Annotated in this window: 26 protein-coding genes and 1 riboswitch; of the genes, 5 read left to right on the forward strand and 21 right to left on the reverse strand. The window is 71.9% G+C overall.

What is annotated here, in order from left to right; translation table 11 throughout:
- Nucleotides 1-155 precede the first annotated feature (155 nt).
- The 9 genes from ACQ143_RS05910 to ACQ143_RS05950 all read right to left on the reverse strand — a co-directional run bounded on the left by ACQ143_RS05910 (nt 156) and on the right by ACQ143_RS05950 (nt 12829).
- Nucleotides 156-1337 carry a thiolase family protein gene (locus ACQ143_RS05910; protein ID WP_449569780.1) on the reverse strand — a complete coding sequence of 394 codons (1182 nt, stop codon included), beginning with the start codon at nt 1335-1337 and terminating at the stop codon, nt 156-158.
- On the reverse strand, nt 1337-2527 hold the full coding sequence (locus ACQ143_RS05915) for a bifunctional 2-methylcitrate synthase/citrate synthase (protein ID WP_449569781.1): 1191 nt from the start codon (nt 2525-2527) through the stop codon (nt 1337-1339). Before ACQ143_RS05915 ends, ACQ143_RS05910 begins: the two co-directional genes overlap by 1 nt.
- 2 nt (nt 2528-2529) lie before the next feature.
- Complete coding sequence (prpB, locus tag ACQ143_RS05920; RefSeq protein ID WP_449569782.1) at nt 2530-3432, reverse strand: methylisocitrate lyase; 903 nt, start codon at nt 3430-3432, stop codon at nt 2530-2532.
- Entirely contained in the window at nt 3432-4958 is a 1527-nt protein-coding gene (locus ACQ143_RS05925) for an MmgE/PrpD family protein (protein WP_449569783.1), read from the reverse strand. The genes prpB and ACQ143_RS05925 overlap by 1 nt, the downstream gene beginning before the upstream one ends.
- Complete coding sequence (locus tag ACQ143_RS05930) at nt 4955-5584, reverse strand: GntR family transcriptional regulator (protein ID WP_449569784.1); 630 nt, start codon at nt 5582-5584, stop codon at nt 4955-4957. Before ACQ143_RS05930 ends, ACQ143_RS05925 begins: the two co-directional genes overlap by 4 nt.
- A gap of 105 nt (nt 5585-5689) precedes the next feature.
- Nucleotides 5690-6454, reverse strand: a complete 765-nt coding sequence (locus ACQ143_RS05935; RefSeq protein ID WP_449569785.1) for an ABC transporter ATP-binding protein — start codon at nt 6452-6454, stop codon at nt 5690-5692.
- The gene (locus tag ACQ143_RS05940) at nt 6451-7416 is read right to left on the reverse strand and encodes an ABC transporter ATP-binding protein (RefSeq protein WP_449569786.1); all 966 of its coding nucleotides are present in this window, start codon (nt 7414-7416) and stop codon (nt 6451-6453) included. Before ACQ143_RS05940 ends, ACQ143_RS05935 begins: the two co-directional genes overlap by 4 nt.
- Nucleotides 7413-10178: an FtsX-like permease family protein gene (locus tag ACQ143_RS05945; RefSeq protein WP_449569787.1), complete on the reverse strand. Its 2766-nt coding sequence runs from the start codon at nt 10176-10178 to the stop codon at nt 7413-7415. The genes ACQ143_RS05940 and ACQ143_RS05945 overlap by 4 nt, the downstream gene beginning before the upstream one ends.
- Entirely contained in the window at nt 10175-12829 is a 2655-nt protein-coding gene (locus ACQ143_RS05950) for an FtsX-like permease family protein (RefSeq protein WP_449570138.1), read from the reverse strand. Before ACQ143_RS05950 ends, ACQ143_RS05945 begins: the two co-directional genes overlap by 4 nt.
- Before the next feature lie 189 nt (nt 12830-13018).
- On the opposite strand from ACQ143_RS05950, the gene ACQ143_RS05955 reads away from it, so the two are divergent.
- Nucleotides 13019-13555: a ribonuclease H family protein gene (locus ACQ143_RS05955; RefSeq protein ID WP_449569788.1), complete on the forward strand. Its 537-nt coding sequence runs from the start codon at nt 13019-13021 to the stop codon at nt 13553-13555.
- A gap of 24 nt (nt 13556-13579) precedes the next feature.
- Here ACQ143_RS05955 and ACQ143_RS05960 read toward each other — a convergent pair whose 3' ends face one another.
- Genes ACQ143_RS05960 through ACQ143_RS05980 form a run of 5 tightly spaced genes read right to left on the reverse strand, consistent with a single transcriptional unit; the run spans nt 13580 to nt 17637 of the window.
- Nucleotides 13580-13942: a VOC family protein gene (locus ACQ143_RS05960; RefSeq protein WP_449569789.1), complete on the reverse strand. Its 363-nt coding sequence runs from the start codon at nt 13940-13942 to the stop codon at nt 13580-13582.
- Between the two features lie 56 nt (nt 13943-13998).
- Nucleotides 13999-14475 carry an NUDIX domain-containing protein gene (locus tag ACQ143_RS05965; RefSeq protein WP_449569790.1) on the reverse strand — a complete coding sequence of 159 codons (477 nt, stop codon included), beginning with the start codon at nt 14473-14475 and terminating at the stop codon, nt 13999-14001.
- A 6-nt stretch (nt 14476-14481) separates the two neighbouring features.
- Nucleotides 14482-15495 (reverse strand): aldo/keto reductase family protein, encoded by a 1014-nt coding sequence (locus tag ACQ143_RS05970; RefSeq protein ID WP_449569791.1) that lies wholly within the window; start codon nt 15493-15495, stop codon nt 14482-14484.
- Nucleotides 15496-15530: 35 nt separating this feature from the next.
- A complete protein-coding gene (rlmN, locus tag ACQ143_RS05975) occupies nt 15531-16787 on the reverse strand; it encodes a 23S rRNA (adenine(2503)-C(2))-methyltransferase RlmN (protein WP_449569792.1) in 1257 nt (418 codons plus the stop codon).
- A 58-nt stretch (nt 16788-16845) separates the two neighbouring features.
- Nucleotides 16846-17637, reverse strand: a complete 792-nt coding sequence (locus ACQ143_RS05980; RefSeq protein WP_449569793.1) for an LLM class F420-dependent oxidoreductase — start codon at nt 17635-17637, stop codon at nt 16846-16848.
- A 40-nt stretch (nt 17638-17677) separates the two neighbouring features.
- Between ACQ143_RS05980 and ACQ143_RS05985 the strand changes: the two genes are divergently transcribed.
- Together ACQ143_RS05985 and ACQ143_RS05990 are read left to right on the forward strand one after the other, a co-directional pair.
- Nucleotides 17678-18148: a GNAT family N-acetyltransferase gene (locus ACQ143_RS05985; RefSeq protein WP_449569794.1), complete on the forward strand. Its 471-nt coding sequence runs from the start codon at nt 17678-17680 to the stop codon at nt 18146-18148.
- 46 nt (nt 18149-18194) lie between these two features.
- On the forward strand, nt 18195-19049 hold the full coding sequence (locus ACQ143_RS05990; RefSeq protein ID WP_449569795.1) for a Cof-type HAD-IIB family hydrolase: 855 nt from the start codon (nt 18195-18197) through the stop codon (nt 19047-19049).
- Nucleotides 19050-19210: 161 nt separating this feature from the next.
- Here ACQ143_RS05990 and ACQ143_RS05995 read toward each other — a convergent pair whose 3' ends face one another.
- From ACQ143_RS05995 to ACQ143_RS06005, 3 genes are read right to left on the reverse strand one after another with little or no spacing between them, the layout of a single operon-like run.
- Nucleotides 19211-20053, reverse strand: coding sequence for an SDR family oxidoreductase (locus tag ACQ143_RS05995; protein ID WP_449569796.1), 843 nt, complete (start codon nt 20051-20053; stop codon nt 19211-19213).
- A complete protein-coding gene (locus ACQ143_RS06000; RefSeq protein ID WP_449569797.1) occupies nt 20050-20829 on the reverse strand; it encodes an enoyl-CoA hydratase/isomerase family protein in 780 nt (259 codons plus the stop codon). The genes ACQ143_RS05995 and ACQ143_RS06000 overlap by 4 nt, the downstream gene beginning before the upstream one ends.
- Nucleotides 20830-20837: 8 nt before the next feature.
- On the reverse strand, nt 20838-21599 hold the full coding sequence (locus ACQ143_RS06005; RefSeq protein ID WP_449569798.1) for an SDR family NAD(P)-dependent oxidoreductase: 762 nt from the start codon (nt 21597-21599) through the stop codon (nt 20838-20840).
- Nucleotides 21600-21711: 112 nt separating this feature from the next.
- Between ACQ143_RS06005 and ACQ143_RS06010 the strand changes: the two genes are divergently transcribed.
- Nucleotides 21712-22062, forward strand: a complete 351-nt coding sequence (locus ACQ143_RS06010; RefSeq protein WP_449569799.1) for a DUF488 domain-containing protein — start codon at nt 21712-21714, stop codon at nt 22060-22062.
- A 7-nt stretch (nt 22063-22069) separates the two neighbouring features.
- Here the strand turns inward: ACQ143_RS06010 and ACQ143_RS06015 are convergent, their stop codons facing one another.
- Nucleotides 22070-23149, reverse strand: a complete 1080-nt coding sequence (locus tag ACQ143_RS06015; RefSeq protein ID WP_449569800.1) for a DNA polymerase IV — start codon at nt 23147-23149, stop codon at nt 22070-22072.
- Between the two features lie 34 nt (nt 23150-23183).
- Between ACQ143_RS06015 and ACQ143_RS06020 the strand changes: the two genes are divergently transcribed.
- On the forward strand, nt 23184-23576 hold the full coding sequence (locus ACQ143_RS06020; protein WP_449569801.1) for an MmcQ/YjbR family DNA-binding protein: 393 nt from the start codon (nt 23184-23186) through the stop codon (nt 23574-23576).
- A 47-nt stretch (nt 23577-23623) separates the two neighbouring features.
- Here ACQ143_RS06020 and ACQ143_RS06025 read toward each other — a convergent pair whose 3' ends face one another.
- The 3 genes from ACQ143_RS06025 to ACQ143_RS06035 all read right to left on the reverse strand — a co-directional run bounded on the left by ACQ143_RS06025 (nt 23624) and on the right by ACQ143_RS06035 (nt 26498).
- Nucleotides 23624-24412, reverse strand: a complete 789-nt coding sequence (locus ACQ143_RS06025; RefSeq protein ID WP_449569802.1) for an energy-coupling factor transporter transmembrane component T family protein — start codon at nt 24410-24412, stop codon at nt 23624-23626.
- The gene (locus ACQ143_RS06030; protein WP_449569803.1) at nt 24409-25869 is read right to left on the reverse strand and encodes an ABC transporter ATP-binding protein; all 1461 of its coding nucleotides are present in this window, start codon (nt 25867-25869) and stop codon (nt 24409-24411) included. The genes ACQ143_RS06025 and ACQ143_RS06030 overlap by 4 nt, the downstream gene beginning before the upstream one ends.
- Nucleotides 25870-25871: 2 nt before the next feature.
- Nucleotides 25872-26498, reverse strand: coding sequence for an ECF transporter S component (locus ACQ143_RS06035; RefSeq protein WP_449569804.1), 627 nt, complete (start codon nt 26496-26498; stop codon nt 25872-25874).
- Nucleotides 26492-26601, reverse strand: a riboswitch (TPP riboswitch). It overlaps the preceding gene by 7 nt.
- Nucleotides 26602-26615 lie beyond the last annotated feature (14 nt).

A 26615-nucleotide genomic window follows, 5' to 3' on the forward strand; every position in this document is an offset into this window, starting at 1 on the left:
GGCCGATGGTCGAGTTGGTGCCAACGGTTGTATTGCCCGTGCTGAGAAGGGTCATCGAGCCGAACGAACGAGAAGAAGGCAAGAGGCGCGAACACTAGTTTAGTCAAGCGCTTGCTTGGTAGGTTGTCAAGCGAGTCGCCCCGGCCTCGGGCTGGTCACCCCCGCTTCAGCAACGCCGCGAGGGCCTGCCCACCACCGATGCACATCGTGACGACTGCGTACTCTCCGCCGGTGCGCTGCAACGTGAGCGCAGCGCGCACGGTGAGGATCGCACCGGTCGCGCCGACCGGGTGTCCCAGGGCGATGGCGCCGCCGTAGGGGTTGGTCCGCGACGGATCGAGTTCCACGTCGCGGATCACCGCGAGGGCCTGAGACGCGAATGCCTCGTTCAACTCGACAGTCGACACATCCGCGGGGGTGAGCCCCGTCCGGGCGAACAGCTTCTTCAGCGCCAGGGAGGGTGCATACCCCATGATCTCGGGCTCGAGCGCAGCGGTCGTGACCGCCTCGATCGTCGCGAGAACCGGTGCGCCCTCGGCCCGTGCGTCGGCCTCGCGCATGAGCACGGTGGCGGCACCGCCGTCGTTGATGCCTGAGGCATTGCCGGCCGTGACCGTCCCGTCCTTCGCGAACGCCGCCGGAAGAGCCGCGAGGGACTCCAGCGTCGTGTCGGGGCGCGGGTGCTCGTCCTTCGAGACCTGCACCGGGCGGCGCCCGGAGGTGGTCACCTCGACGATCTCCTCCGCGAACGCCTGCTGCGCGTCATCGGTGGCCGCTCGCCGCTGCGACTCCAGCGCGAACGCATCCTGGTCCTCACGCGTCACACCGAACCGCTCGGCCACGTTCTCGGCCGTGACACCCATGTGGGCGTTCGAGAAGGGATCGGTCAGCATCGCGACGGTCCCGTCGACGAGCTTCCGGTCGCCCAGCCGATCGTTGAACCGCGCGTTGAAGTCGTAGAACGGCATGCGCGACATGTTCTCGGCGCCCCCGGCGACCACGACGTCGACCCCGCCCCACAGCAGCTCCTGCGCGCCCGACCAGATCGCCTGCAGCCCGGAGCCGCACAGGCGGTTCACGGTGAAGGCGGGGGTGTTGACATCCAGGCCCGCAGCCAGCGCGACCCGCCGCGCGATGTAGGCGTCACCGGCGACCTGGCCGATCGTGCCGATCACGACCTCGCCGACGCGCGACGCCTCGACACCCGAACGTCGCAGCGCCTCGGTCACCGCCTGTGCGCCCAGCTCGTGCGCCGGCGTGTCCTTGAACACACCCCCGAATCGTCCCACCGGAGTCCGTGCTCCGGCGACGATCGCGACCTTCTCCCGCATGCTCATCAGCCCGCGGCTTCTTCAGCCCGATCGGCGAGCGCGAGCGCGGCCTCGTCGGGCACGTACCCGTCGATGTGCCGTTCGTCCGGGCCGTTGTAGGCCGACAGCGGCCGGATGAGAGCGTTGGATGCCTGCTGCTCGAGAACGTGCGCGGTCCACCCGGTGATGCGCGAGGCGATGAACAGCGGCGTGAAGGTGAGCGTGTCGAAGCCGATCAGGTTGTACGCCGGGCCCGACGGGTAGTCGAGGTTCGGGTAGATCCCCTTGCGGGAGACGAACTCGTTCTCGAGCGTGGTGTACAGCTCGGCTACATCGGGACGGTCGTAGTGCGCGACCAGCGTGTCGAGCGCGGCCTTCATGGTCGGCACGCGCGAGTCGCCGCGCTTGTAGACCCGGTGACCGAAGCCCATGATCTTCCGCTTCTCGGCGAGCGCTGCATCCAGCCAGCCGACGACCCGGTCAGCGGACCCGATCTCGTCGAAGATGTGCATGACCGCCTCGTTCGCGCCGCCGTGCAGCGGGCCCTTCAGCGCACCGATCGCGCCGACGACGGCCGAGTAGAGGTCGCTGAGAGTCGAGGTGATCACCCGCGCCGTGAACGTCGAGGCGTTGAACGAGTGCTCGGCGTACAGGATCATCGACCGGTTGAAGGCGTCGACCACGACCTCATCGGGCTCTTCACCGAAAGTCATCCAGAGGAAGTTCGCGGCGTAATCGAGGTCGTCGCGCGCCTCGACCGCATCCAGCCCCCGGCGCCGGCGCTGACCGTACGAGACGATCGCCGGCAGCGCCGCGAACAGCCTCAGGCTGCGCGCGAGGTTCTCCTCCGGCGTTCCGACGGCGTCGAGCACGTTCCCCGTGCCGGCCGTCTCGACCGCGCCGATGACGCTGACCGCCGTGCGCACTTCGTCCATCGGGTGCGAGTCCAGCGGCAGCCGGTCGATGGCGTCCTTCACGATCGGATCCAGCGCACGGTGTGCGCGCTCCGTGGCGCGGAACTGCGCGAGCTGCGCGTCGGTCGGCAGCTCGCCATGCCACAGCAGGTAGGCGACCGCTTCGAACGACTGGGTCGCCGCGAGCTCCTGCACCGGGTAGCCGCGGTACAGCAGCGAGTTCGTCTCGGGGTTGACCTTCGACACCGCCGTGTAGTCGACGACGACTCCGGCAAGGCCCTTCTTGATCTCGTTGTCGGTCATGGTCACTCCTTCGTGATGGTGAAGTTGAAGATGCTGGTGTCGAAGCTGTTGTACGCCTCGTAGTCGATCAGGTCATACAGGTCGGCGCGGTGCTGCATCTCGCCGAGTCTGCCGGTCAGATGCCCCTCGTCGATCAGGGTATCCAGCGCCCGGCCGGCCGCTCCCATGGCGATACGCAGCAGGGACACCGGCCAGATCACGATGTTCACACCGACGTCCCGCAGCTGGTCCACCGAGAAGAGGTCCGACTTCCCGAACTCGGTCATGTTGGCCAGGATCGGCACGTCGACGGCGGCCCGCACGGCGGCGAACTCCTCCAGCGTGCGCATCGCCTCGGGGAAGATGGCGTCCGCTCCGGCGTCGACGAGGGCCTTCGCCCGGTCGACCGCGGCCTCCAGACCCTCGACCGCGCGGATGTCGGTGCGCGCCATGATCAGGAAGTTCTCGTCGCGGCGGGCGTCGGCGGCGGCCCGGATGCGCTGCACGGCCGAGCCCTCGTCGACGACCTGCTTGCCGTCGAGGTGACCGCAGCGCTTCGGGTTGACCTGGTCTTCGATGTGGGCGCCGGCGACACCGGCGTCCTCGAGGGTCTGGATGGTGCGGGCGACGTTCATCGGCTCACCGAACCCGGTGTCCGCGTCGATGATCGCCGGCAGCTCGGTCGTGCGGGCGATCTGCTGGCCGCGGCCGGCGACCTCCGTCAGCGTCGTCAGGCCGATGTCAGGCAGCCCCAGGTCTGCCGAGAGCACGGCGCCCGAGATGTAGACGCCCTCGAACCCCTTCTGCTCGATGAGCCGAGCCGACAGCGGGTTGAACGCACCGGGGAAGCGCAGCAGCTCCCCCGAGGCGAGTCGCTCGCGCAGCAGGCGCCGCTTCTCGGATGCCGGAGTGGTGGCGTACAGCATCAGAACAGCCCCTTCGGCGCCGGGGCGTTCTCGATGACGCCCGGGAGCGCGACGATGTTGAGCTCACGCACCTCGGCGGCGGTCAGGTCGGGCAGGCGCTGCGCGAGGTCGAGGAACCGCTCGATCTCCTCGGGGGCGAGCACGGGCTCGGCCAGCAGGCGGAACTTGGCGATGTAGTTCTCGCGCGCGAACGGACGGGCCCCGAGCGGGTGGGCGTCGGCCACCGCGATCTCGTCGACGACGGTCGAACCATCGGTCAGGGTGATCTCGACGCGACCGCCGAAGGCCTTCTCGTCGGGGTCCTCGGAGTGGTACCGGCGGGTCCACTCGGCGTCCTCGGCCGTCGTGATCTTGTTCCACAGCTCGACGGTGTCGGGGCGACCGGCCCGCTCGGGCGTGTACGAGTGCACGTGGTGCCAGCCGCCGTCCTGCAGCGCGACGGCGAAGATGTACGGGATCGAGTGGTCGAGCGTCTCACGCGAGGCCGTGGGGTCGTACTTCTGCGGGTCGTTCGCCCCGGAGCCGATCACGTAGTGGGTGTGGTGGCTGGTGTGCAGGACGATGCCGGCGATGTTCGCCGGGTCGGCGAGCTCGGGCCGGGTGTTGTGGAGCTTGCGGGCCAGGTCGATCCACGCCTGCGCCTGGTACTCGGCCGAGTGCTCCTTCGTGTACGAGTCGAGGATCGCGCGCTTGGGCTCGCCGGGCGCCGGCAGCGGCACCTCGTACGAGGCGTCCTTGCCGTCCAGCATCCAGGCGATGACGCCGTCTTCGCCTTCGTAGATGGGGCTCGGCGAGGTCTGGCCGCGCATCGCCCGGTCGACGGCCTCGACCGCCATCTTGCCGGCGAAGGCGGGCGCGTGCGCCTTCCAGGTGGAGATCTCGCCCTTGCGCGACTGCCGCGTGGCGGTCGTGGTATGCAGCCCCTGGCCGACGGCCTGGTAGATGGTGTCGACGTCGAGTCCCAGCAGCGTGCCGATGCCGGCGGCGGCCGACGGCCCGATGTGGGCGACGTGGTCGATCTTGTGCTTGTGCAGGCAGATGGCCCGGACCAGGTCCATCTGGATCTCGTACCCGGTCGCGATGCCGCGCACCAGGGCCGCGCCGTCGGCGCCGACGTGCTGGGCGACCGCCACGATCGGCGGGATGTTGTCACCGGGGTGCGAGTACTCGGCGGCGAGGAACGTGTCGTGGTAGTCGAGCTCACGCACGGCGACGCCGTTGGCCCACGCGGCCCACTCCGGGCTGGAGTGCGTGTCGTTGGCGACGCCGAAGATCGTCGCGCCCTGGCCGCCGGTGGACACCGGGTGCGACAGGGCCTGCGCGCGGGCCGAGTTGATCGGGCCGCGGGTGAGGGAGGCGGCGGCGACGGCGGCGTTGTCGATGACGCGGTTGATGATCATGTCGACGACGTCGGGCTCGACCGCCACGGGGTCGGCGGCGACCTGCGCGATCTTGTACGCCAGCTGCTCCTCGCGGGGCAGTTCTTCTTCGCTGCGGTAGACGCGGACGTGGTGGGTGACGGTCATGGCTGGGCCTCCAGAGAGTCGAGGATCGCGGTCAGGGCGTGGGACAGGTGGACGTGGGTGGCGTGCGCGGCCAGCTCGCCGTCGCCGGCGGCGATGGCCGAGGCGATGAGGCGGTGCTCTCCGGCGGACGCGGTCAGCCGCTGCGGGTTGTCGCGGGCCAGCCGGCGCACGCGCACGAGATGGGTGCGCACGGTGCGCAGCGCGCTGGTGAGGTAGTCGTTGGCCACCGCGGCGTCGAGGGCCCGGTCGAACCGGGCGATCAGGCCGTAGTAGGCGTCGGCGGAGCCGGCGGCGTCGATGCCGCCGAACTCGGTGGCCAGAGCGGAGAAGACGGCGGCGTCGCCGCGGGCGGCGGCGTGGCGTGCGGCGCTCTCCTCGAGAGCCCGCCGCACCTCGAACAGGGCGCGGATGTCGTCGGCGTCGATGTCGGTGACCACCGTCACGCGCGGAGAGGCCTGGGTCACCAGGCCGTCGGCGGCGAGGCGCCCCATCGCCTCCCGCAGCGGGGTGCGGCTGACTCCGAGCCGGGTGGACTGCTCGACCTCGCCGAGCACGGTGCCGGGCTTCAGCGCGCCGGACTGGATCTCCTCGAGCAGGGCAGCGTAGGCGCGGTCGCTGGCGCGCATGGCAACACCTCTTCTCTACGAGTGGATGCCGCCAGCGTATACACAAGGGCCACTCAAGGCCAAGAACTGCCCACCTCAGGGCTTCTGCGGTATACAGAACCTGCGTCAGCGTCCTTCGCGCCGCCGCCGCAACTCTGCCCGGGTGGCCGGCGGCGTCTCGGCCGGCGGCGCGGCGGCCGGACCGGTCGCACCCCCGGCATCCACGATCCGGCCGTCGTGCAGCTCATGCACGCGGTCCGCACGCGCGACCAGCAGCGGGTCGTGGGTCGTCACGATCGTGGCGAGCCCGCGGTCATGGGCGAGCTCGGCGAGGAGGTCCATGATGGTGGCAGCGGTGCGTGAATCGAGCTGGCCGGTGGGCTCGTCCGCGATGAGGATGCCGGCATCCGACACGATCGCCCGGGCGATGCCCACGCGCTGCTGCTGACCGCCCGACAGCTCACCGGGACGCTGCTCCCCGTGCCCGCCGAGCCCGACGCGATCGAGAGCCTCCGCCACCCGGCGGTCGCGCTCGTCGGGGTCGACCCCCGCGATCCGCAGCGGCAGCTCGACATTCTCCCGGGCCGACAGCACCGGGACGAGGCCGAACGACTGGAAGATGAAGCCGAGCCGGTCGCGGCGGAGGTCCGCCAGGCGCGCTTCGGGCAGCCCCGTGGTGTCGGTGTCGCCGATCACGACCCGGCCGGAGGTGGGGCGATCGAGCAGACCGAGAAGGTTCAGCAGGGTGGTCTTACCCGCCCCCGATCGGCCGCGTACGACGAGAAGCTCGCTGGGGTGCAGCGTCAGGTCGATGCCGTCGCACGCATGCACGTCGCCACCGGGCGAGGGGAAGATCCGCACGAGCTGTTCCGCGCGCAGGGCGACGGTCATGATGCCTCCTCCGGGTGGGGCGCCGGATCGGGCTCTGGGCCCGGCTCGGTCACCGGCGACTCGGCCCGCGGTCGCACACCCGGCCACACGCCCACGTGATCGGGCTCGAGTGCCAGGCGCACGCGGTCACGCAGATCGAGCGACGACACGAACTCGTCCGGCAGCTGCAGCCGGCCCACCTTGTCGAGCACGGCGTACTCCTCGGCGATGTGCTCTTCGGCGCCGTGCTCGTCGGTGCGGGTCGAGCGCAGCACCTCGGTGGCCGTACGCCCGTCGCGGATCTGCACCGTGCGCGCCACGTGCTCCGACACCGACGGGTCGTGCGTCACGATCAGGGTGGTGACGCCGAGCTCACGGTTCACCGCGCGCATCGCCTCGAGCACCTCGGCGCTGGTGTCGTCGTCGAGCTCGCCGGTCGGCTCATCGGCCAGCAGCACGCGCGGCTCGTTCGCGATGCCCACGGCGATCGCGACCCGCTGCTGCTCGCCGCCGGAGAGCTGATCGGGCCGCCGGTCGGCGCCGTGGCCGACACCCAGCAGATCGAGCAGAGCGCGCGCCCGGTCGCCCCGTTCGGCGGCCTTCGCCTTCCCGGTGATCGCGAGCACGGCTGCGACGTTCTCGGCGGCGGTCAGGTACGGCAGCAGGTTGCGCGAGGTCTGCTGCCACACGAAGCCCACGCACTCCCGCCGGAATGCGACCCGTTCGCGACCCGACATGGTCAGCAGGTCGCGGCCGGCGACGCGGGCGACGCCGGCGGTGGGGGTGTCCATCCCCGACAGGATCGCCAGCAGGGTCGACTTTCCCGACCCGGACGCGCCGACGACGGCGACCAGCTCGCCGCGCTCGACGACGAGGCTCAGGCCCTGCAGCGCCTGCACCTCGACGCCCTCGGTCGCGAAGATGCGGACGAGGTCGGCGCAGACGATGTCCGCCGGTTCGGGGATGCCAGGGTTCTCGGTCACGTGTCCTCCACGGTACGCAGGATCGCGGCCGCACGGGCACGGCGCGCGATCCCCAGGGCGGCCAGGGTCGCGCCGGCGGTGACGACGACGAAGCCGCCGACGGTCAGCAGCAGGATGAGTGGGTCGGCGCGGTAACCCGGCGCCACGTCGCCGGTCGTGAACGCGCGCAGGTCGATCACGGCGTTCAGCAGGACGGGCAGCAGCGCGCCGAAGACGCCGCCGACCACCAGAGCCGCGATGCCGGCCGGCACCAGCTCCCACGCGAGCAGTCGCGTCGCCGCGCGCGGCGGCGCGCCCAGCGTCTGCAGCAGCGCCAGGATTCGCTGCCGCGACCGGGCACCGAGCACGAGGGTGATGACCACGGCGACGGCGCTCAGCAGCGCGGAGGCGATGATGCCGGCAAGCAGCACGACGCGCAGCCCCGTCACGGCCGGGTCGGAGTCGATCCGCGCGAGGGCATCGGCTGCGGTGGTCACGCGCGCGGCGTCGCCGACGATATCGCGGATGCCGGCGGTGACCGCGGCTGCCGACGAACCGTCACCCAGTCGCACGAACAGGTGCGTCGTGATGGGTGCCCGGTCGGTGAGCTCCTCGACGGTCGCGGCGTCGGCGAGGATCCAGTTGCGCGTGGGAGCGAACGGCGCCCGGCCCTGCGCCGTGCCCGCAACGGACGCGGGCACGCCGATGATCTCGATCTCCGCGTCGGGGCCGACCCGCTGCCGGTCGGCGGTGTCCTGCGCGAACAGCAGCCGCGGCACCGCACCGCCGGGGGTCAGGTCCACCCCGGCCGGGACGACTCGGGGGTAGCCGGTCTGCGCGTCGGCGAGCAGCCGTGGATCGGCCAGATACAGGCTGACGCGGGTACGCCGCTGATCGACGACGAGTTCCGATGCCGGCAGCACCGACACCGGCGCGACCACGGCGACACCGTCGATCTCGGCGATCGCCGCGACGGCCTCGTCGGGGATGCGTGCCGCCTCGACCTGCAGGTCGGCGCCGACGCTCACGCGGGCAGCCTGCACGGCCCCGCCGTGGACGGTCGAGAGCAGGATGCCCCCGGCGACCGCGAACGACACGCCGACGATGAGCGCGAGCACCGGCGCGGGACCGGTGGCCGGGTCGCGCAGCGCGCGGGCGGCCCCGAGCAGTCCGGTGAACCCGCGTCGTCGCTGCTGCCGGGCGAGCACGACCCGCAGCACCGCCGGGTACAGCCGCAGCGTCAGCACGCACGCGGCCAGGGCGAGCAGGAACGGGGCGGCCACGGCGAGCAGGTCGACCCGGTCGAACGTCACCGCCGGACCGCGCACCAGCAGCAGCGTGGTGGCCAGCACACTCAGGAGCAGTACCGCGATCTCCGCGATCATGCGCCACACCGAGGTGCGCCGCACGTCGATGCGCTCGCGTCCCCGCGCCTGCGTCGCGACGACCGCCCCCGCGATCGCCGGCAGCAGCGCCGGAACTGCAGGAGCGACCAGCGTGGCCGGCCCGACCGGCTGACCGGGTGCGACGATGCCGGCAAGAGCGAGACCCGCCGCCGCGCCGACCGCCCCCGGCACGACCCCGGCGACGAGGCCGTCGAGCGCGAGCAGTCCCCGCAGCTGCCGGGGCGATGCACCGCGGGCCGCCAGCAGCGCCGACCCTGCGCGGCGCCGCTCCCACAGCAGCCGGCAGCCGAGCAGCAGCACCGCCACGGCGACGCCGATGGGACCGGAGATCAGCATGCCCGTGACCGCGACCAGCGACGCGTTGCCGGCCACGGCATCGTCGAGCGCGTCGACGGTGCCCGACTGGAACGAGAGCGACCCGAAGCTCAGCCCCTGCTCACCCTCGACGGAGTGGCTGCGCGAGGTGAACCCGCGAAGGTCGGCGAGCAGCGCCGGCGCCTCCTCCGCGGTGACGGGGGCGGCGTCGGCGGGGTACCAGACATCGGTCAGTGTCCTCGGGTGGAGCCAGACCAGGAATGAGAGCATGTCGGGGGCGGCGAAGCCGGTCGTGCGGATGAACGGTACGCCGTCGGGATCGGCGCCCCGCGAGGGCATCAGTATGCCGGTCGCGCGGGACCAGTAGGGGTCGGCCGGGTCAGCGGCTTCGAATGTGCCGACCAGCGTCAACGGCGTCTCGTACATCCAGGTCGATTCCCGGCCCACCGACCGGGTCTCACCGATCGGCCAGTCGACCTCTTCGGCGGACGCGACCGACAGCACGATCTCGGTGCCGGGGAGGTCCGGCGTGAACCCGTCGACGGGCTCGCCGAACTCGTCGTAGGCGCCCTCGAAGACACGATCCCAGTCCTGTCGCGTGATCGAGACCTGCGGAAGGCGCCCCTCGACGATGCGGATGCGCTGGGCGTAGCGCGGATCCAGGCTCACATACGTGATCGGAGCGAACTCGGCGGGCTCCCCCAATCGCGCGTAGTACTCCGCCTCGCCGAAGACGACGCGTGCCGTCGCGGTCAGCTCGCCGCGGATCGCGCGGACCGCACTGTCGAACCCGCCCCACGTGTCGAGGAGTTCATCGGGAAGCGAGGCGGTCGGCTCGGGCCCCGCCCCGGCCCGGGGCATCGTCGCCATCGATGCTCCCAGATCGCGGACGGCGGGGCTCAGCACCTCGACGCGGTGGCGAGTGGAGGCGTCGAGCATCCCGGTCACCGCGATCGGAGCGAAGACGGCACCGGCCGCGAGGGTGAGGACGATGGCGGCGACCGTCAGGATCGAGCCGAGGCCGGCGCGCAGGTGCGGCAGCAGCAGACGGGCGGTGCTCACGATGCCGTCCCCTCGACGCGGGTCGACGCCCCTTGGGCGCGTACGATCGCACTCACCCCGACCGCCGCGATCGCGCACGCGACCACGAGCACGGCCACGGTGAGCGCGATCGGACCGACGTCCACAGCCAGGGCCGGCGCGACCTGCCGGTCAATCATCGTCCGCGCCGCCAGCGGCGGAATCAGCACCGCGGCCAGACCCATCCCGCCGACGGCACCCAGCACGATCGACAGCAGCACCACGATGCCCGACTCGACCGCGCGCAACCGCGTCTGTGTCTGCGGTGCGACGCCGAGGGCCCGCAACGCCAGCACCTCTCCCCCTCGACGGTGCGTGAGCGACCAGAGAAGCGCCACGAGGGCGACACCGGTCAGAGCGGCCCCGCCGAGCGCAGCAGCGCGCCACAGTTGCGCCAGCTCACGGGCGACAGCCTGCGCCGGACTCCCCGGCACCGCGACCGGCACATCCAGCGCCGCGGCCAGGGCCACCCGGTCGCCAGCGGCCCACACCTCACCCGCGAGCGGCGGCGACGGCGCGGTGTCGGCCTGCCCGAGCGGGGTGCTCGCCTCGACGAGACCCGGCAGTGACACGAACACCCCGGGGCCGGAGCCGATACCGGGCAGGGCGGGCAGGACATCGACCACCGTCGCGGCGACGGTGCGGCCGCTGCCGTCGACCCGCAGATCGAGCTCATCGCCGTCCGCCACGCCGAGCCGGTTCGCGAAGGCGCTGGTGACCACCGCCGGCACCCGCGACGGCTGCACGCCGGCCGCGCTCCAGACCAGTGCCGACCGCACCCCACCGGCTCCCGCCGCGGGCGGGTGCACGGATGCGGTGGGCACCGCGTTCAGCCCCAGCTCGGTCTCCGCCTCGCCCTCGACGGCGACCAGGCGCAGGTCGGTGAAGATGAGGCGGTCCCACGGGTAGGCGTTGCCGCGCGCGACTTCCGTGGCCGTGAGCGTCCACGGACCCTCACCTTCCGGCAGGTCGCCGGTGGCGGTGAAGGCACGGTCGTCGACGGTGAGGGCGAGAAGAATGGATGCCGGTGTCCCCGCGGCATCCATCACCCACGCCCGCGCAGTGGCGGCCGCTGCCGCCTCCGCAGGCCCGGTGACGGTGCCGGTGAGCCGCACACCCGTCGCCTCGTCGGGGAGCACGGCCCAGAGCGGGTCGTGGGCCAGATCCGCGGTGAGCGTGGCGGCGAGTTCGGGCAGCTCGACCAGCACCTGCGGCAACCGGTCGGCGGGCACCGCGACCAGTGCGGCGCCGACGTCGCCGGCGACCACGGCCGTCGTGTAGGCGGGTATGGCCGAACCGACCGTCGACGCCTGCTGCAGCGCCGCCGGCGTGACCGGATCGAGCTCGGCGCGCAAAGGCGCCCCGGCGGTCAGCCGCTGCGACTGCTCGGTGGCGGCCGTCCACGTCGCCCCGTAGGCGCCGGCAAGCACGGCGCCGGCCATCGTGATGACGACCAGGACGACGCCGACCGCGTACGCGGGCACGCGTCGGGCGACCTGACGTGCCGGATACACGGCGGCCAACCCCCGCGCCCCGGCGGCGCCGCGGGCGGCGAGCGCGGCGACCGGGCCGAACACGACGAGGGCGGCGACCGCCAGCGCGCCGACCGCGACCGGCGGCGCGAGCATGGTCACCGTGACCGCCCAGGTGTCCCACGCGGTGCCGGGAGTGGTGGCCGCCTGCCAGACGAGCACGACGGCGACCGCGAGCAGCAGCACCGCGAGAGCGGGGGATGCGGCCCGCGCCAGCCGGCCGGTGGCCGCAGAGCGCCGCTGTCCGGCGGCGCTGAGCTGGCCGGCGGTGATGGTGGCGACCAGCGCCACGCCGGTGATGAGAACGACCGGCCACGTGCCCACGAGTGCGGCGATGCCCGCACGGCCCCAGATGGCGCCGAGAACGACGGCGGCCCCGACCGTGCCGACCGCCACGCCGCCGACGGTGGCCGAGACCGCGTCGAGCCCGGCCAGCACGGCACTGCGCCGGGGCGAGAGTCCGCGCGCCTGCAACAGGCGGGTCTCGGCGGACCGTGACATACCCAGCAGGCGTGCCAGCTGAAGTGCGGCGAACCATCCGAGGGCAGCCAGCAGGGCGACCGGCACGGGCAGGATCGCGGCGGTCGCGCGGGCGGCATCGGCGATGTTCTCGGCCGACGTGGCCAGCGAGCCGGTGGCGATGCTCCCGCCCTGCGCCGCCGGCGAAGACCGGAACCTGTCGGGCAGCCGATGCAGCCCGTCGGCCAGCTGCTGCACCGACTGGGTCGTCAGGCCGGCCGCGGGGGTGAGGCGCCATGCGACCCGCTCGAGATCGGAGCCCGGCTCGCCCAGCGTGAGTGGCGTCACCGTCACGGTGTCGCCGACCGCGGCGGCGATGACCGCCTCGGCCGCTTCGCTCTGCGCCCGCCGGTCGTCGGCGGGCCGCGTCTGGATCTGCAGCCATCCCGCCGGCGTCTGCTCGTCGGGCAACGCCGCGCGGATGGAGTCCTGCCCGGCCAGCACCGACCCCGCGAGCAGACCGCACACCAGGCCGACGAGGGCGGCGACGGCCAGCGTGAGCGCCGCGAGCGACCCGGCGCGCGAGCGCAGGCGCCGTCCCCATAGCCGCACAACCGGGACCGAGCCCCGGGCAGCGGTCATCGCGGTCACCCGTCCACCCTACGTACGCCCTCGGCGCGATCCGGGGACCGACGCGTCCGCGGTGTCACGCACCGGCGCGGGTCAGGTCGAGGGCGGCCCGACGTCGTCGTGCCCGCCCGGGCCCGCACCGCCAGGGGAACCCCCACCGCCCGAGGTGCCGCGCCGCCGCCGATCGGCTACCGTAACCGGGTGACCGATCCCCGCGACACCTACACCGTGGCCACCGACGGCGCCTGCAAGGGCAATCCCGGCCCGACCGGGTGGGCCTGGGTCGGTGAGGACGGTCACTGGGCTGCCGGTGCGCTGCCGGTGGGCACCAACAACATCGGTGAGCTGCTGGGCCTGCTCAAGGCCATCGAGGACCACGCCGACGTGCGCCACCTGGTCGTCCAAGCCGATTCGAAGTACGCGATCGACACCTACGAGAAGTGGATGGACGGGCATCGTCGCCGCGGGTGGAAGACCTCGACGGGCGCACCGACGAAGAACGTCGACCTGCTCGAGCAGCTGATCGCCGCGCGCGATGCGCGACGGGCGGCCGGGCTGCCCGATGTCATCCTCGAGCACGTCCGCGGCCACCGCGGCCACGTGCTCAATGAGTGGGCCGATGAGCGCGCGGTGCGCGGCGCCGAGCACGCGGCGAAGGGGACGTCCAGCGCGTGGTCGTCGCTGGGCGGCCTGCACGACAAGCTCGACGTGTCGGCGGCACCCACCAAGAAGCGCTGACCCGCCGGCCCGCCCGCCTGCGGGTCACCCGCCGGTCGTGCCCTCGTACAGGCCGATGTGGTTCCCGTCGGGATCGACGATGACCGCCCACCAACTGGTGTCGGTGATGTTCTCCTTGGCCATCGCCACCGAGCCGCCCGCGGCGAGCGCCTGCGCGACGGTCTCGTCGATCGAGTCCACCTCCACGTACGAACGTGGCTGCGTGAAGTCGGCCGACCGCGGAGCGAGGCCGCCGCCGCTGATCTTGTTCGGCGCCTGCCACATCGGATAGCCCTCGAACCCCTCCATCTCGGCGATCTGCCAGCCGAAGAGGCGTCCGTAGAACTCACTGGCAGCGGCCAGGTCGTTCACCGGGATGTCGATGTGGGTGATGTCTCCGTGTGCCATGTCGTTCCCCCTTCCCGCGACAGTCTCGCGCCACCCTCCGACACGGACAAGGGAGGTCAGCGCACGCTCGCGAGCAGCTCCTCGAGCTTGTCGAGTGCGGCCCGCTGCCCCTTGACCAGTCGCGGCCGCGCGTCGGCCACCGGCATCCATTCGACCCGGTCGACCTCGGGGAACGACTGCGTGCGTCCGGAGCGCGGCGGCCACTCCATCTCGAACACCCCGAAGTCGAAATCGGATGCCGGGAACGCCGCGCCGTCGGCGACGAAGACGGTCACCCGTTTGCCGGACGAGTACGGGAAGGTGCCCAGCTCCGCATAGTCCACGTCGGGCGGGTCCACGCCGAGCTCTTCGCGGAACTCGCGTCGGGCGGCATCCAGCGCGGGCTCGTCGGGGTCGTACTCCCCCTTCGGGATCGACCAGGCACCCTCGTCCTTCGACGACCAGTAGGGCCCACCCATATGCGCGACGAGCACCGACACCGCTCCACCGTCGTCGAGACGGTACAGCAGGATGCCGGCGCTCGTCGTCGCCATGTCAGATCACGCGGGCCGGGTCTTCGGCGAGACCGTGTAGGTCTCTTCGACGTCGGTCACCGCGACCGGGGCGAGCGCCTCGTCGATCGCCTGCAGGGTGTCCGCGTCGAGGGTGACACCGGAGGCCTTGACATTGTCCTCGAGCTGCTCGGGGCGCGACGCGCCCACCAGGGCGGCGGCGACGTTCGGGTTCTGCAGCACCCACGCGATCGCCAGCTGCGGCATGGTGAGGCCGGCCTGCTCGGCGATCGGCTTCAGCTTCTGCACAGCGGTCAGCACCGGGTCGTTCATGAACCGCGAGATGAAGTGCGCGCCGCTCTTCTCGTCGGTGGCCCGTGAGCCGTCGGGCAGCGGCCGGCCGGGCAGGTACTTGCCGCTGAGCACACCCTGCGCCATGGGCGACCAGACGATCTGCGAGATGCCCAGCTCTTCACTGGTCGGCACGACCTTGCCCTCGATGACGCGCCACAGCGCTGAGTACTGGGGCTGGTTCGACACGAGCTGGAACCCGAGCTGGGTGGCCAGGGCGTGCCCGTCACGCAGCTGCTCGGCCGTCCATTCGCTGACGCCGATGTAGAGTGCCTTGCCCTGGCGCACGATGTCGGCGAACGCCTGCATCGTCTCTTCGAGCGGGGTCTCGTAGTCATAGCGGTGCGCCTGGAAGAGGTCGACGTACTCGACGCCGAGGCGCTTCAGCGAGCCGTTGATGCCGTCGAAGATGTGCTTGCGCGACAGGCCCACATCGTTCGGGCCCTTCTTGCCGATCGGCCAGTAGACCTTGGTGAACACTTCGAAGTCGGTGCGGTCCAGTCCCTTCAGCGCCTCACCGAGCACCACCTCCGCGGCGGTGTTGGCATAGGTGTCGGCGGTGTCGAAGCTGGTGATGCCCAGATCCAGTGCCTTGTGCACCGTGGCGATCGCCGCCTCGTTGCCGACCTGGGAGGCGTGCGTCACCCAGTTGCCGTAGGTGATCTCCGAGACCTTGAACCCGCTGTTGCCGAGATAGCGATAGTTGACCATCCCCCACGCTACTGCCGCCCCGCCCCTGCGCGGGGTCAGCCGACGGGGACGTCCTCGGCGGCGTGCTGGTCGTCTTCGGTGGCCACGAGCTGGCCGCAGGCGCCGTCGATCTCCTTGCCGCGGGTGTCGCGCAGGGTGGTGGGGATGCCGGCGGCGTTGAGCCGGCGGACGAACTCGTCCTGCACGAGCACCTCGGACGAGGTCCACACCGAGCCGGGCGTCGGGTTCAGCGGGATCGGGTTCACGTGCACCCACCCGCGGCCGCGGGCGTTGAGCTTCTCGGCCAGCAGGTCGGCGCGCCACGGGTGGTCGTTCATGTCCTTGATGAGCGCGTACTCGATCGAGACGCGGCGCCCGGTCTTCTCGAAGTAGCCGCGGGCGGCATCGAGCGCCTCGTCGACCTTCCACCGCGAGTTCACCGGGATGAGCTCGTCGCGCAGCTCGTCGTCGGGCGCGTGCAGCGACAGCGCGAACGTCACCGGGATGTCTTCGGCGGCCAGCTTGTGGATCGCCGGGACCAGGCCCACCGTCGACACGGTGATCCCGCGGGCGCTCATGCCCATCCCGTGCGCCTTGTCGGTCATCACCCGCACCGCCTGCATGACCCGCGCGTAGTTGGCGAGCGGCTCGCCCATGCCCATGAACACGATGTTGGTGACCCGCTCGCCCTCGTGGCCGACGCGGCGCGGGTCGCCCAGGCCGCCGTCGGCGATGAGCCGGTTGGCACGCACGACCTGCTCGATGATCTCGGCCGCCGACATGTTCCGGGTCAGCCCGGCCTGCCCCGTCGCGCAGAACGGGCAGTTCATCCCGCACCCCGCCTGGCTCGACACGCACAGCGTGATGCGGCCCGGGTAGCGCATGAGCACCGATTCGACCAGGGCGCCGTCGTGCAGCTTCCACAGGAACTTGATCGTGTCGCCGCGGTCGGTCTCCAGGCGCCGCACCTCGGTCAGCAGCGGCGGCAGCATCCCGGCGACGAACTCGTCACGGGTGGATGCGGGCAGGTCGGTCATCTGCGCGGGATCCGACGTGAAGTGGGTGAAGTAGTGCTTCTCGAGCTGCTTGGCGCGGAACGGGGGCATCCCCCGTTCCTTCACCTTCTCCACGCGCTGTTCGGGAGTGAGGTCGGCCAGGTGCACGGGCGGCTTTCCGCGCTTGGGGCTGGCGAACTGCAGCAGCGGGCGGCCGGCGGCATCCTTCTGCTGTTCCCAGCCTTCCGTGCGCGGGCGCACCTGACGCGGCGGTGCGGTGCGCGGCGTGGTCTTGCGCACGGGGGTCGGCTCGGTCATGGGTTCCAGCGTACCGAGCGCACCTGCCAGAACGCCGGGCGCGTCAGCGCCGGGCGCGTCAGCGCTGCGCGTCGCGCCAGGTCAGCCAGCGGCGGACGGGAGCGAGGTCGTAATCGGGTCCCGAGATCGCGAGGGTGAACAGCGTCACGCCGGCCTCGAGCATGCGGTCGGCGGTGGGTTCGTCGACGCCGCGCAGCTCGTTCGAGACCTCGATCTCGGTGACATCGCGACCGACGGCGGCGGCGTGGTCGGCCAGGATGCCGAGCTTGCGCGGCAGATCGTCCACCCGGGTGAAGCTGTGCCAGATGTCGGCGTGCCGGGCCACGACGCGCAGGGTCTTCTTCTCGCCGCCGCCACCGATCAGGACCGGGATCTCGCGGGTCGGCGGCGGGTTGAGCCGAGTCCAGCGCTCCTCGATGCGCGGCATCGCCGCGGCGAGCGCGTCGATCCGCCGCCCGGCCGTGCCGAACTCGTAGCCGTACTCGTCGTAGTCACGTTCGAACCAGCCGGCGCCGGTCCCGAAGATGAACCGCCCGATCCCGGTGTCGCCGGCGCTGATGTGATCGATGGTGCGGGCCATGTCCGCCTGCAGATCGGCGTTGCGGTAGCTGTTGCAGTTGACGAGCGTGCCCAGCTCGACGCGGGAGGTGATCTCCGCCCACGAGGCGAGCTCGGTCCACGCTTCGAAGTGCAGCCCGTCGGGCTCGCCGGTCAGCGGGAAGAAATGGTCCCAGTTGAACAGGATGTCCACGCCGAGCTGCTCGAGCTCCCGGACCGTCTCTCGGATCTTCGGGTAGGGGGCGTGCTGCGGCTGGACCTGGACACCCAGGCGGACAGTGCGTGAAGTCACCCGGCCAGCAGCCTAGGGTCCGATCTGCGAGAGTAGGCGCATGACCGGCATCCAGATCCGCGACATCCACCCCGACGATGCCGGCGAGGTGCTGACGATCCAGCGCGCCGCGTTCGTGCAGGAGGCCCAGATCTACGGCAGCGCCGACATGCCGCCGCTGACCCAGACCCTCGAAGAACTGCGCGCCGAGCTGGAGCAGAACCTGGGGTGCGTCGCCCTGGCCGGCCCACGCATCGTGGGTGCAGTGCGCGCGGTGCGCGACGGCGACCTGCTGCTGATCGGCCGCATCGCCATCGCCCCCGACCAGCAGGGGGAAGGCATCGGGTCGCGACTGCTCGCGGCGGTCGAGCGGCGCGGCGCGGACGCCGGGGCGACCGAGGCCGAACTGTTCACCGGTTCGCACAGCGAGGCGAACCTGCGGCTCTACGAGCGCGAGGGGTACGTGGAAAGCGAGCGGGTGGATGCCGGTGACGGCACCGCCCAGGTGTTCCTGCGCAAGCGGCTGATCTGACACCGGCGCGCAGGCATCGTGCAGGGGGCGTGGATACCGTAGGAGCATGACCGCACAGCGCATCGCCTTCCTCGACGTCGACGGCACGATCCTCGAGCGCGGCCAGGTGATCGCGCCCTCGACCGTGACGGCGGTGCGGACGGCGCGCGCGAACGGGCACCTCGTCTATCTGTGCACGGGGCGCTCGGACGGCGACATCCACCCGAAGGTGCGCGAGATCGGGTTCGACGGCGCCATCACCAACGGCGGCGCGTTCGTGACCCGCGGCGACGACCTGGTCATCGCGCACCCGATGCCGCGTGCCGACACCGAGCGGCTGGTCGCCTACTTCGTCGAGCACGGCATCCACTACTTCCTGCAGACGCACGCGGCGGTGTACGCGAGCGAGGGCATCGGCGAGCTGGCCGGCGAGTTCTTCCGGCAGCTGCGGGCCCGGCACGCGGAGCAGTTGCGGGAGCTCGGGCTCGACGACGGCGAGGAGCCGACGCCGATGATCAGCTACCGGCCGATCACCGAGGTCGACCTCGACGCCGTCGCGAAGTCCACGTTCATCAGCGAGGCCTCGGACAGTCTCGACCGCGCACAGGCCGACCTCGGCGACCGCTTCCACGTGATCCCGGGGTCGATCCCGATGCCCGGCGGGTCCAACGGCGAGATCGCCCTGCTGGGCACGAACAAGGGCGCCGCGATCCTCGAGACGCTCGAGCTGCTCGGGCTCGACGCCGCCGACGCGATCGGCATCGGCGACAGCTGGAACGACGTGGAGATGTTCGACGTCGTCGGCGACGCGGTCGCGATGGGCAACGCCGATCCCGAGCTGCAGGCGCGTGCGGGGCGGGTCACCACCGGCGTGCTCGACGACGGCGTGTGGAACGCGTTCGTCGCCCTCGGCCTGGTGTGACCCCGCCCCTCCCCGCGGTGTGACCCCGCCCCTCCCCGCGCGAGCCGCCTACCTGTGTACGAGCCGCCCAGCTCCGGACGGTACAAAGCTGGGCGGCTCGTACAGAACTGGGCGGTTCGGCGCGGTGTGCGGCACCGGGCGGCTCGGCGCGGTGGCGCGGGTCAGTCGAGGAAGATGTCGGGGTACAGCTCCGAATCGGGGGTGCCGGGCGTGGCCGCATAGGGCGAGAAGTCGGTGATCCCGGCATCGCGCAGCACGTCCTCGACGATGAGCGTCTGGCCGGTGTACTCGCGTGCCGGCTGGCAGAGCACCTCGTAGGCGGCGTCGGCGTAGATCTCGGGCGTGCGACTGACCTTCATCATCCGGTCGCCGCCGAGCGCGAACTGCACCGCCGCGGTGGCGATCGTCGTCGCCGGCCACAGCGTGTTGGCCGCGATCCCCTGGTCGGCGAACTCGGCCGCGATGCCGAGCGTGACCATGGTCATGCCGAACTTGGCGAGCGAGTAGCCGGTGTGCGCACCGAGCCACTTCGGGGTGGTGTTCAGCGGCGGCGACAGCGACAGGATGTGCGGGTTCTCCGCCTCCTTCAGCATCGGCAGCGCCGCGCGCGAGAGCATGAAGGTGCCGCGCACGTTGACGTCCTGCATGAGGTCGTACTTCTTGGCCGACAGGTCGAGCGAGCCGGACAGGTCGATCACCGACGCGTTGTTGACCACGATGTCGATGCCACCGAACTCGCCCTGGGTCTTCAGCACAGCCTCAGTGATGTCGTCGTCGTTGCGCACGTCCCCGACGATCGGCAGCGCCTGCCCGCCGGCAGCGCGGATCTGCTCGGCCGCGGTGTGCACGGTGCCCTCGAGCTTGGGGTGCGGGGTGTCGGTCTTGGCCAGCAGCGCGATGTTGGCGCCGTCCCGGGCGACACGCAGGGCGATCGCCAGGCCGATGCCGCGGCTGCCGCCGGACATCAGGATGGTCTTGCCGGCCAGCGGCGGGGTGTCGGTCATGCTTTCTCCTTGCGGGCGGATGCCGCGGCGAAACCTGCGACGCGGGCTCGGGCTTCGGGGGTGTCGAACGCGGCGCCGATCGAGCGGGCCTCTTCGGCGAGCTGTTCGGCGAAGGTGCGCTGGGGCTGCGAGCGGATGAGGCGCTTGGCCTGCCCGTAGGCGCCGGCGGCGCCGGCCAGCCAGAACCGGGCGACCTCGTCGGCCCGCGGCTGCACCCGGTCGGGGGCGACGACTTCGGCGACCAGGCCCCAGTCCAGAGCCTCCTGCGCCGAGAGCAGACGGTCCTGCAGCACGAGCTGCAGAGCGCGCCGCTCACCGACCGCGCGAGCGAGCTGCGCCGACACCGACAGGTCGGGGGTCAGCCCGATGTTCGCGTACAGGCTGCCGATCTTCGAGTTCTCGCCGACGATCACGTAGTCGGCGCACATGAGGATGCCCAGGCCGCCCCCGGCGGTGGAGCCCTGCGCGGCGGCGACGACGGGGATCGAGGACTCGATGAGCGCGCGGATGCCGACGTTGATGACGTCGGCGAGCGCGTGGATGTCGGCACCCGAACCCATGGTGTGCGCCATGTCGAGCACGTCACCGCCGGCGCAGAATCCACGGCCGGCGGCATCGATCAGGATCGCGCCGACGTCGTCGCGGGTGGTCGCCTCGACGGTCACCCGCTGCCACGCTTCGGCCATGTCGGCATTGAAGGCGTTGAGCCGCTCCGGGCGGTTGAGCGTGATGCGGGCCAGGCCGTCGTCGACGCTGAAGAGGATGGGGTCGCTCACGGGTCTCCTTACTTGGGCGCCATGCGGATGGCGCCGTCCAGGCGGATCGTCTCGCCGTTGAGGTAGCCGTTGTCGATGATCTGCATCGCGAGGTTCGCGTACTCGTCGGGGCGACCGACGCGTGCGGGGTACGGCACCTGCTGTCCGAGGCTGGCCTGCGCCGCTTCGGGGAGGCCGGCGAGCATGGGGGTCTGCATGATGCCGGGGGCAATGGTGCACACGCGGATCGCGTGGCGCGCGAGCTCCCGTGCGATCGGCAGGGTCATGGCGTGGACGCCGCCCTTGCTGCTGGAGTACGCGGCCTGGCCGATCTGACCGTCGAACGCGGCGACCGAGGCCGTGTTGACGATGACGCCGCGATCACCGGATGCCGTGGGCTCGGTCTTCGCGATCGCCGCGGCCGCCTGGCCGATGACGTTGAAGGTGCCCATGAGGTTGACGCGCACGACCTTCTCGAAGTCGGCCAGGCTCGACGGGGTGCCGTCGCGGTCGAGCACCTTGGCCGGCGGGGCGATGCCCGCACAGTTGATGACGACCCGCAGCGGGCCGTGCTCGCCGGCCGCGGCGACGGCCGCCGCGACCTGGTCCGGATCGGTGACGTCGGCGGGGGCGAAGGTGCCGCCCAGCTCGGCCGCGATCTCGGCGCCGGCCGAACTCGGCAGGTCGACGATCGTGACGTGGGCCCCCGCGGCGGCGAGGCGGCGGGCGGTCGCCGCTCCCAGGCCGCTGGCCCCTCCGGTGACGAGCGCAGACGCTCCGGCAATCTCCATGCGTTCTCCTTCGAACTGGTATCGCGTGTCGCTCTTGGCGGCACTGCGTGCCAGGCTGATGATCCCTGCGACCACCCTACCGGTCGCGCGCAGGCGCAGGCAGACTGGGCACGTGGAGATCAGTGTCAAGCGCGTGTACGAGGAGCCGGCATCCACGGACGGGTTCCGCGTGCTGGTCGACCGGCTGTGGCCGCGGGGGCTGACCAAGGATCGGGCGGCCGTGGATCTCTGGGACAAGGACGTCGCGCCGTCGGCCGAGCTGCGGAAGGCCTTCCATCACGAGGGGATGAGCTGGCCCGACTTCGAGAAGGCGTATCGGGCCGAGCTGGCGGACGGTTCAGCGGTCGCGGCGCTCCGCGAGCAGCTGACCGGACACGACACCGTCACGCTGCTCTATGCGACGCACGACGAGACCCACAATCACGCCCGGTTGCTGCGCGAAGCGCTCGGGGGCCAGGTGTGACGACGGGTCACCACCCGCCGCGGGTCGGGGTGTGACCCTCGCGGGCGTGGTCGGGCATCGCCATCTCGGCCCGCACCCCGAGCAGACGCACGGGCCGGTCGGGCTCGATCCGGTCGACGAGCTTCCTCGTCTCGGCGATGACGGTGGCGCGGTCTCTCGTCGCCTCGATCTTGTGGACGAAGGTCTTGGTGATGAACGGTGCGTAGCGCACTTTGATGCCCACGCCCACGACGGGCCGTCCCTCGGCGGCGACGTCGTCGAGGACCTGGGCCAGCAGGGCGTGGGCGGCTTCGTCGATGTCGGCGCGGCTGCTGAGGTCCTGCTGGAACGTGGTCTCCCGCCCGTGGCCGCGCGCCACCCACGGGGTGTCGTCGACGACCGCGGTGCCCTCGCCACGACCGAGGGTCCGGTACCACGGACCCATCTTCGGCCCGAACTCGGGCACCAGGACGGCCTCGTCGGCGACGGCGAGCTCGGCGACGGTGTGGATGCCGTGGGTTGCGAGCCGCTTCGAGATCTTGCCGCCCACGCCCCACAGTTCGATCGTGGGGCGGTGACCCATGACGTCGAGCCAGTTGTCGACGGTGAGCCGGAACGTCCCGCGCGGCTTGCCGAAGTCGGTCGCGTTCTTCGCCCGGATGAGCGTGTCGCCGATGCCGACGCTGCAGTGCAACTGCGTGCGCTCGAGCACCGCCTGCTGAACCCGGCGCGCGTACGCCTCGGGGTCGTCGGTCGTGATGCCGACGAATGCCTCGTCCCAGCCGAGCACCTGGACGACGGCGCCCGGCTGTCCGCGCAGCGTCGCCATGACCTCCTCCGACGCGGCCTCGTAGGCCGGGGCGTCGACGGGCAGGATGATCGCGTCCGGCGCTTTGCGCGCGGCGATGCGCAGCGGCATCCCCGACCGCACCCCGAGGGCGCGGGCCTCGTACGACGCGGTCGACACCACGGCGCGCTCGGTGGGATCGCCGCGGCCGCCGACGATCACCTGCCGGCCGGCGAGCTCAGGTCGGCGCAGCACCTCGACCGCGGCGATGAACTGGTCGAGGTCGACGTGCAGCACCCACGGTCGCGCGGAGCCGGTCATGCGACCAGTGTGCCGCAGTGGGACAATCTGCGACATGGCGCATCCGGTGATGTTCGATGAGCACGATCCGCTGCTGGCGCGCGTGCGGCGCATCGCGCTCGCCTTGCCCGAGGCCGCCGAGAAGGTCAGTCACGGCCGGCCGGCGTTCTTCACCCAGAAGGTGTTCTGCTACTTCGGCGGGTCGCTGCGCGTCGACGGCACGTGGGTCGCGCACGACGCGGCGATCATGGTGCGCCCCGACCCCGCCGACGCGCCCGCGCTGCGGCAGGACCCGCGGTTCTGGGTGCCCGCCTACCTGGGACCGTCCGGCTGGCTCGGTCTCGATGTGGACGAGAGCTCGGATTGGGACGAGATCACCGAGCTCGTCGACGCGTCGTACCGCGTCACGGCGCCGCCGCGTCTCGTGCGTGCACTGGATGCCGGCTGACCGCGCCGCCGGCCCCGGTTCCACGGCACGGAATGCACGTCATCGGGCTACGACGGCCCGAGGATGAAGTTCCAGGTGCCCGTCGCGACGGCGGTGGCCACGGCGATGAGACCGATCGCGGCGCCGAGGGCCACCAGCATCCATTCGTGGCCACCGAAGGTGGATTCCCGCGCCCACGTGCGCCGCACCGGCGCTCCGAAGCCCCGTGCCTCCATGGCGGTGGCCAGCTTCGAACCGCGGCGGATCGACAGCACCAGCAGCGCGAAGGCCATCCCCAGGAACCGCCGGATGCGGCCCCGGTCGGCGACGCCGCGCGCGCGCCGCGCGAGCTCGAGTGCGCGCCAGTCGTCGAGGAACAGTCCGACCATGCGGAGGCCGGCGAGCGCCCCCAGCACGAACCGGGCGGGCAGTCTCACGATCTGGGCGAGGCCGTCGGCCAGGTCGGTCGGGTCGACCGTGAGGAACAGGACCACCGACGGCAGGGCGATGGCGAGCACCCGGAAGAAGGTGGCCGCTGCCAGCAGCAGCGAGCCGTCGCTGATCCGCACGAACAGCCATTCGAAGTACACCTGTCCGGACGCCTCGCCGTAGAGCACGATGGTCACCGCCGTCAGCGGCGCCGCCAGCCACACCGGCCAGGTGCGCACCCAGAACTCCCGCCAACCGATGCCCGCGAACGGGAACAGCAGCAGTTCGAGCGTCAGGGCGACCGCCGCCGAGACCACGTCGAGGGTGAGGATCAGCGGCAGCGCGATCAGACCGCTGGCGGCGAGCTTGGCGACCGGGTTGATGCGCGCGAACGTGCCGGTGCGCGCGTGCGTGTCGAGCAGCGTCATCCGGCCAGCTCCAGCCGGCGGGCGTGCAGCGCGTCGACGACGGCGGCGTCGTGTGTGATCGTGACGATGGCGCTGCCGGCGTCGCGCAGCGCGGCCAGGAGCGCGACCAGCTCCGCCCAGGTCACCGCATCCTGCCCGAACGTCGGTTCGTCGAGCACGAGGATCTGCGGCCGTGTCGCCAGCGCGGCGGCGACCGTGAGGCGCCGCTTCTCGCCGCCCGACAGCGTATAGGGGTTCGCCGCGGCCAGCCGCGTGAGCCGGAGGCGGTCGAGCAGCTCGTCGACCCGCTCGGTCATCGCCCGGTCGTCGAGACCGAGCGCCCGCGGACCGACCTCGAGCTCTTCGCGCACCGTGCGCCCCAGCAGCTGATGCTCGGGGTCCTGGAACACGGTGCCGATGCGGGTGAGCAGCTCCCGCGACTTCCACTCCACGGGTGTCGGGCCCACACCGGCGGCCAGCGCGTCGGACGCGCGCAGGGTGCCGCCCGCGGGTGCGAGGAGCCCCGCCACCGTGAGCCCGAGCGTCGACTTCCCGGCACCGTTGGGCCCGGTGATCGCCACCGCCTCCCCCGCGTGGATGTCGAGGTCGATGCCCGTCGCGATCGGCACGCCCCGCACCCGCTCGACGGCGAGCGCACGGGCCGTCAGCAGGCACGCGCCGGCACCACGGGCGGGGGGCGGCGGCGCGGCCGGGGGGATGCCGGGCACCCAGACCCCGGCCGCGGCCAGCCGCGGCCCGTCCGCCCCCAGTACCCGCGCGGGCGGGCCGTCGGCCACGATCCCGCCGTCGCCGAGCACGATCACCCGGTTGACCAGGGGGAGCCAGACGTCGATACGGTGCTCCACGACCACGAACGTGGTGCCGGTGCGATCGAGCAGGTCGCGGACGGCGTCGCGCACCTCGCCGACGCCCACCGGATCGAGGTTCGCGGTGGGTTCGTCGAGCACGAGCAGCCCCGGACGCATGGCGATCGCCCCGGCGAGGGCGAGGCGCTGCTTCTGCCCCCCGGACAGGTGCTTGGTGGGTCGGTCCTTCGCCACGGTCAGTCCCACCGCGTCGAGGGCCTCGTCGACCCGCGCCCAGGTCTCGTCGCGCGGGATGCCGAGGTTCTCGCACCCGAAGGCGACGTCGTCGCCGACCCGCGCGAGGATCACCTGCGAGTCGGGATCCTGCAGCACGAGGCCGGCCCGCCCGCGCACCTCGGCAGCCGGTCTGCCGTCCAGCCGCAGCTCCCCCTCGGACTCGCCCTCCTCGGCGCCGCCGAGGACGCCCGCCATCCCGTGGAGCAGCGTCGACTTGCCCGACCCCGAGGCGCCGAGCAGCAGGATCCGCTCGCCGGGGGCGATGTCGAAGGTGACGTCGCGCAGCGCCCACGCGTGACGGGAGGCGTGCCGCCATCCCCACCCCCGGGCGAGCACCGCCGCAGGGCGGCCGTGCTCGCCCGGGTGCGCGGCCATCCTTAGACGCGCTCGCGGGCGGCGCGCCCGGAGGCGAACCGGTCGAGCGCGCCGGTGGCCGCCAGGCCGCGGGCGATCAGCCACGCCCCGCCGCCGGCGATCACGGCGCCGGACAGGGTCGACGAGACGAGGTAGACGATCGTGAACGTGGCATCGGACCCGGCGAACCAGAGGATGAGGTTGTTGACGGCCCCGAACAGGCCCGCCCCGGCACCGGCGAGCACCGCGACAGGCAGCGACCACAGCTTGTAGGCGACGACGAGGAACACGATCTCGGCGCCCAGACCCTGGATGAGACCGGCTTCGATCGTGAGGAACCCGCCCCACTGGTTGCCGATGAGGGCGGACACGACCGCGGCGAGCGTCTCGGTGTAGAGGGCGGCACCGGGCTTGCGGATGATGAGCGCGCCGAGGACGCCGGCGAACAGCCACGGGCCGTCGAGCAGTCCCTGCAGGCCGGGCAGCAGCGGCTCCAGAAGCGCCTTGGGACCGAGGTAGCCGATGTTCCACAGCAGGAAGATCAGGCCGGACGCGACGCCGAGGACGCTGGCCACGACGATGTCGACGACCCGCCAGCGGAAACGGCTCGCGGTGGGACGGACGGTGGATGGGGACGCGGATGCGTGCATGTATCTCTCCTCCCTGCGCCGGCATGATCCGGATCAGGTTCGACGGTCGAAGCGTGGGTCGCTTCCTCTCAGCCCGGTTCACCGGACTCCCGTGGTTGTCGCCCCCGAGTATAGCCC

It is taken from the genome of Microbacterium pollutisoli (genome assembly GCF_053586795.1).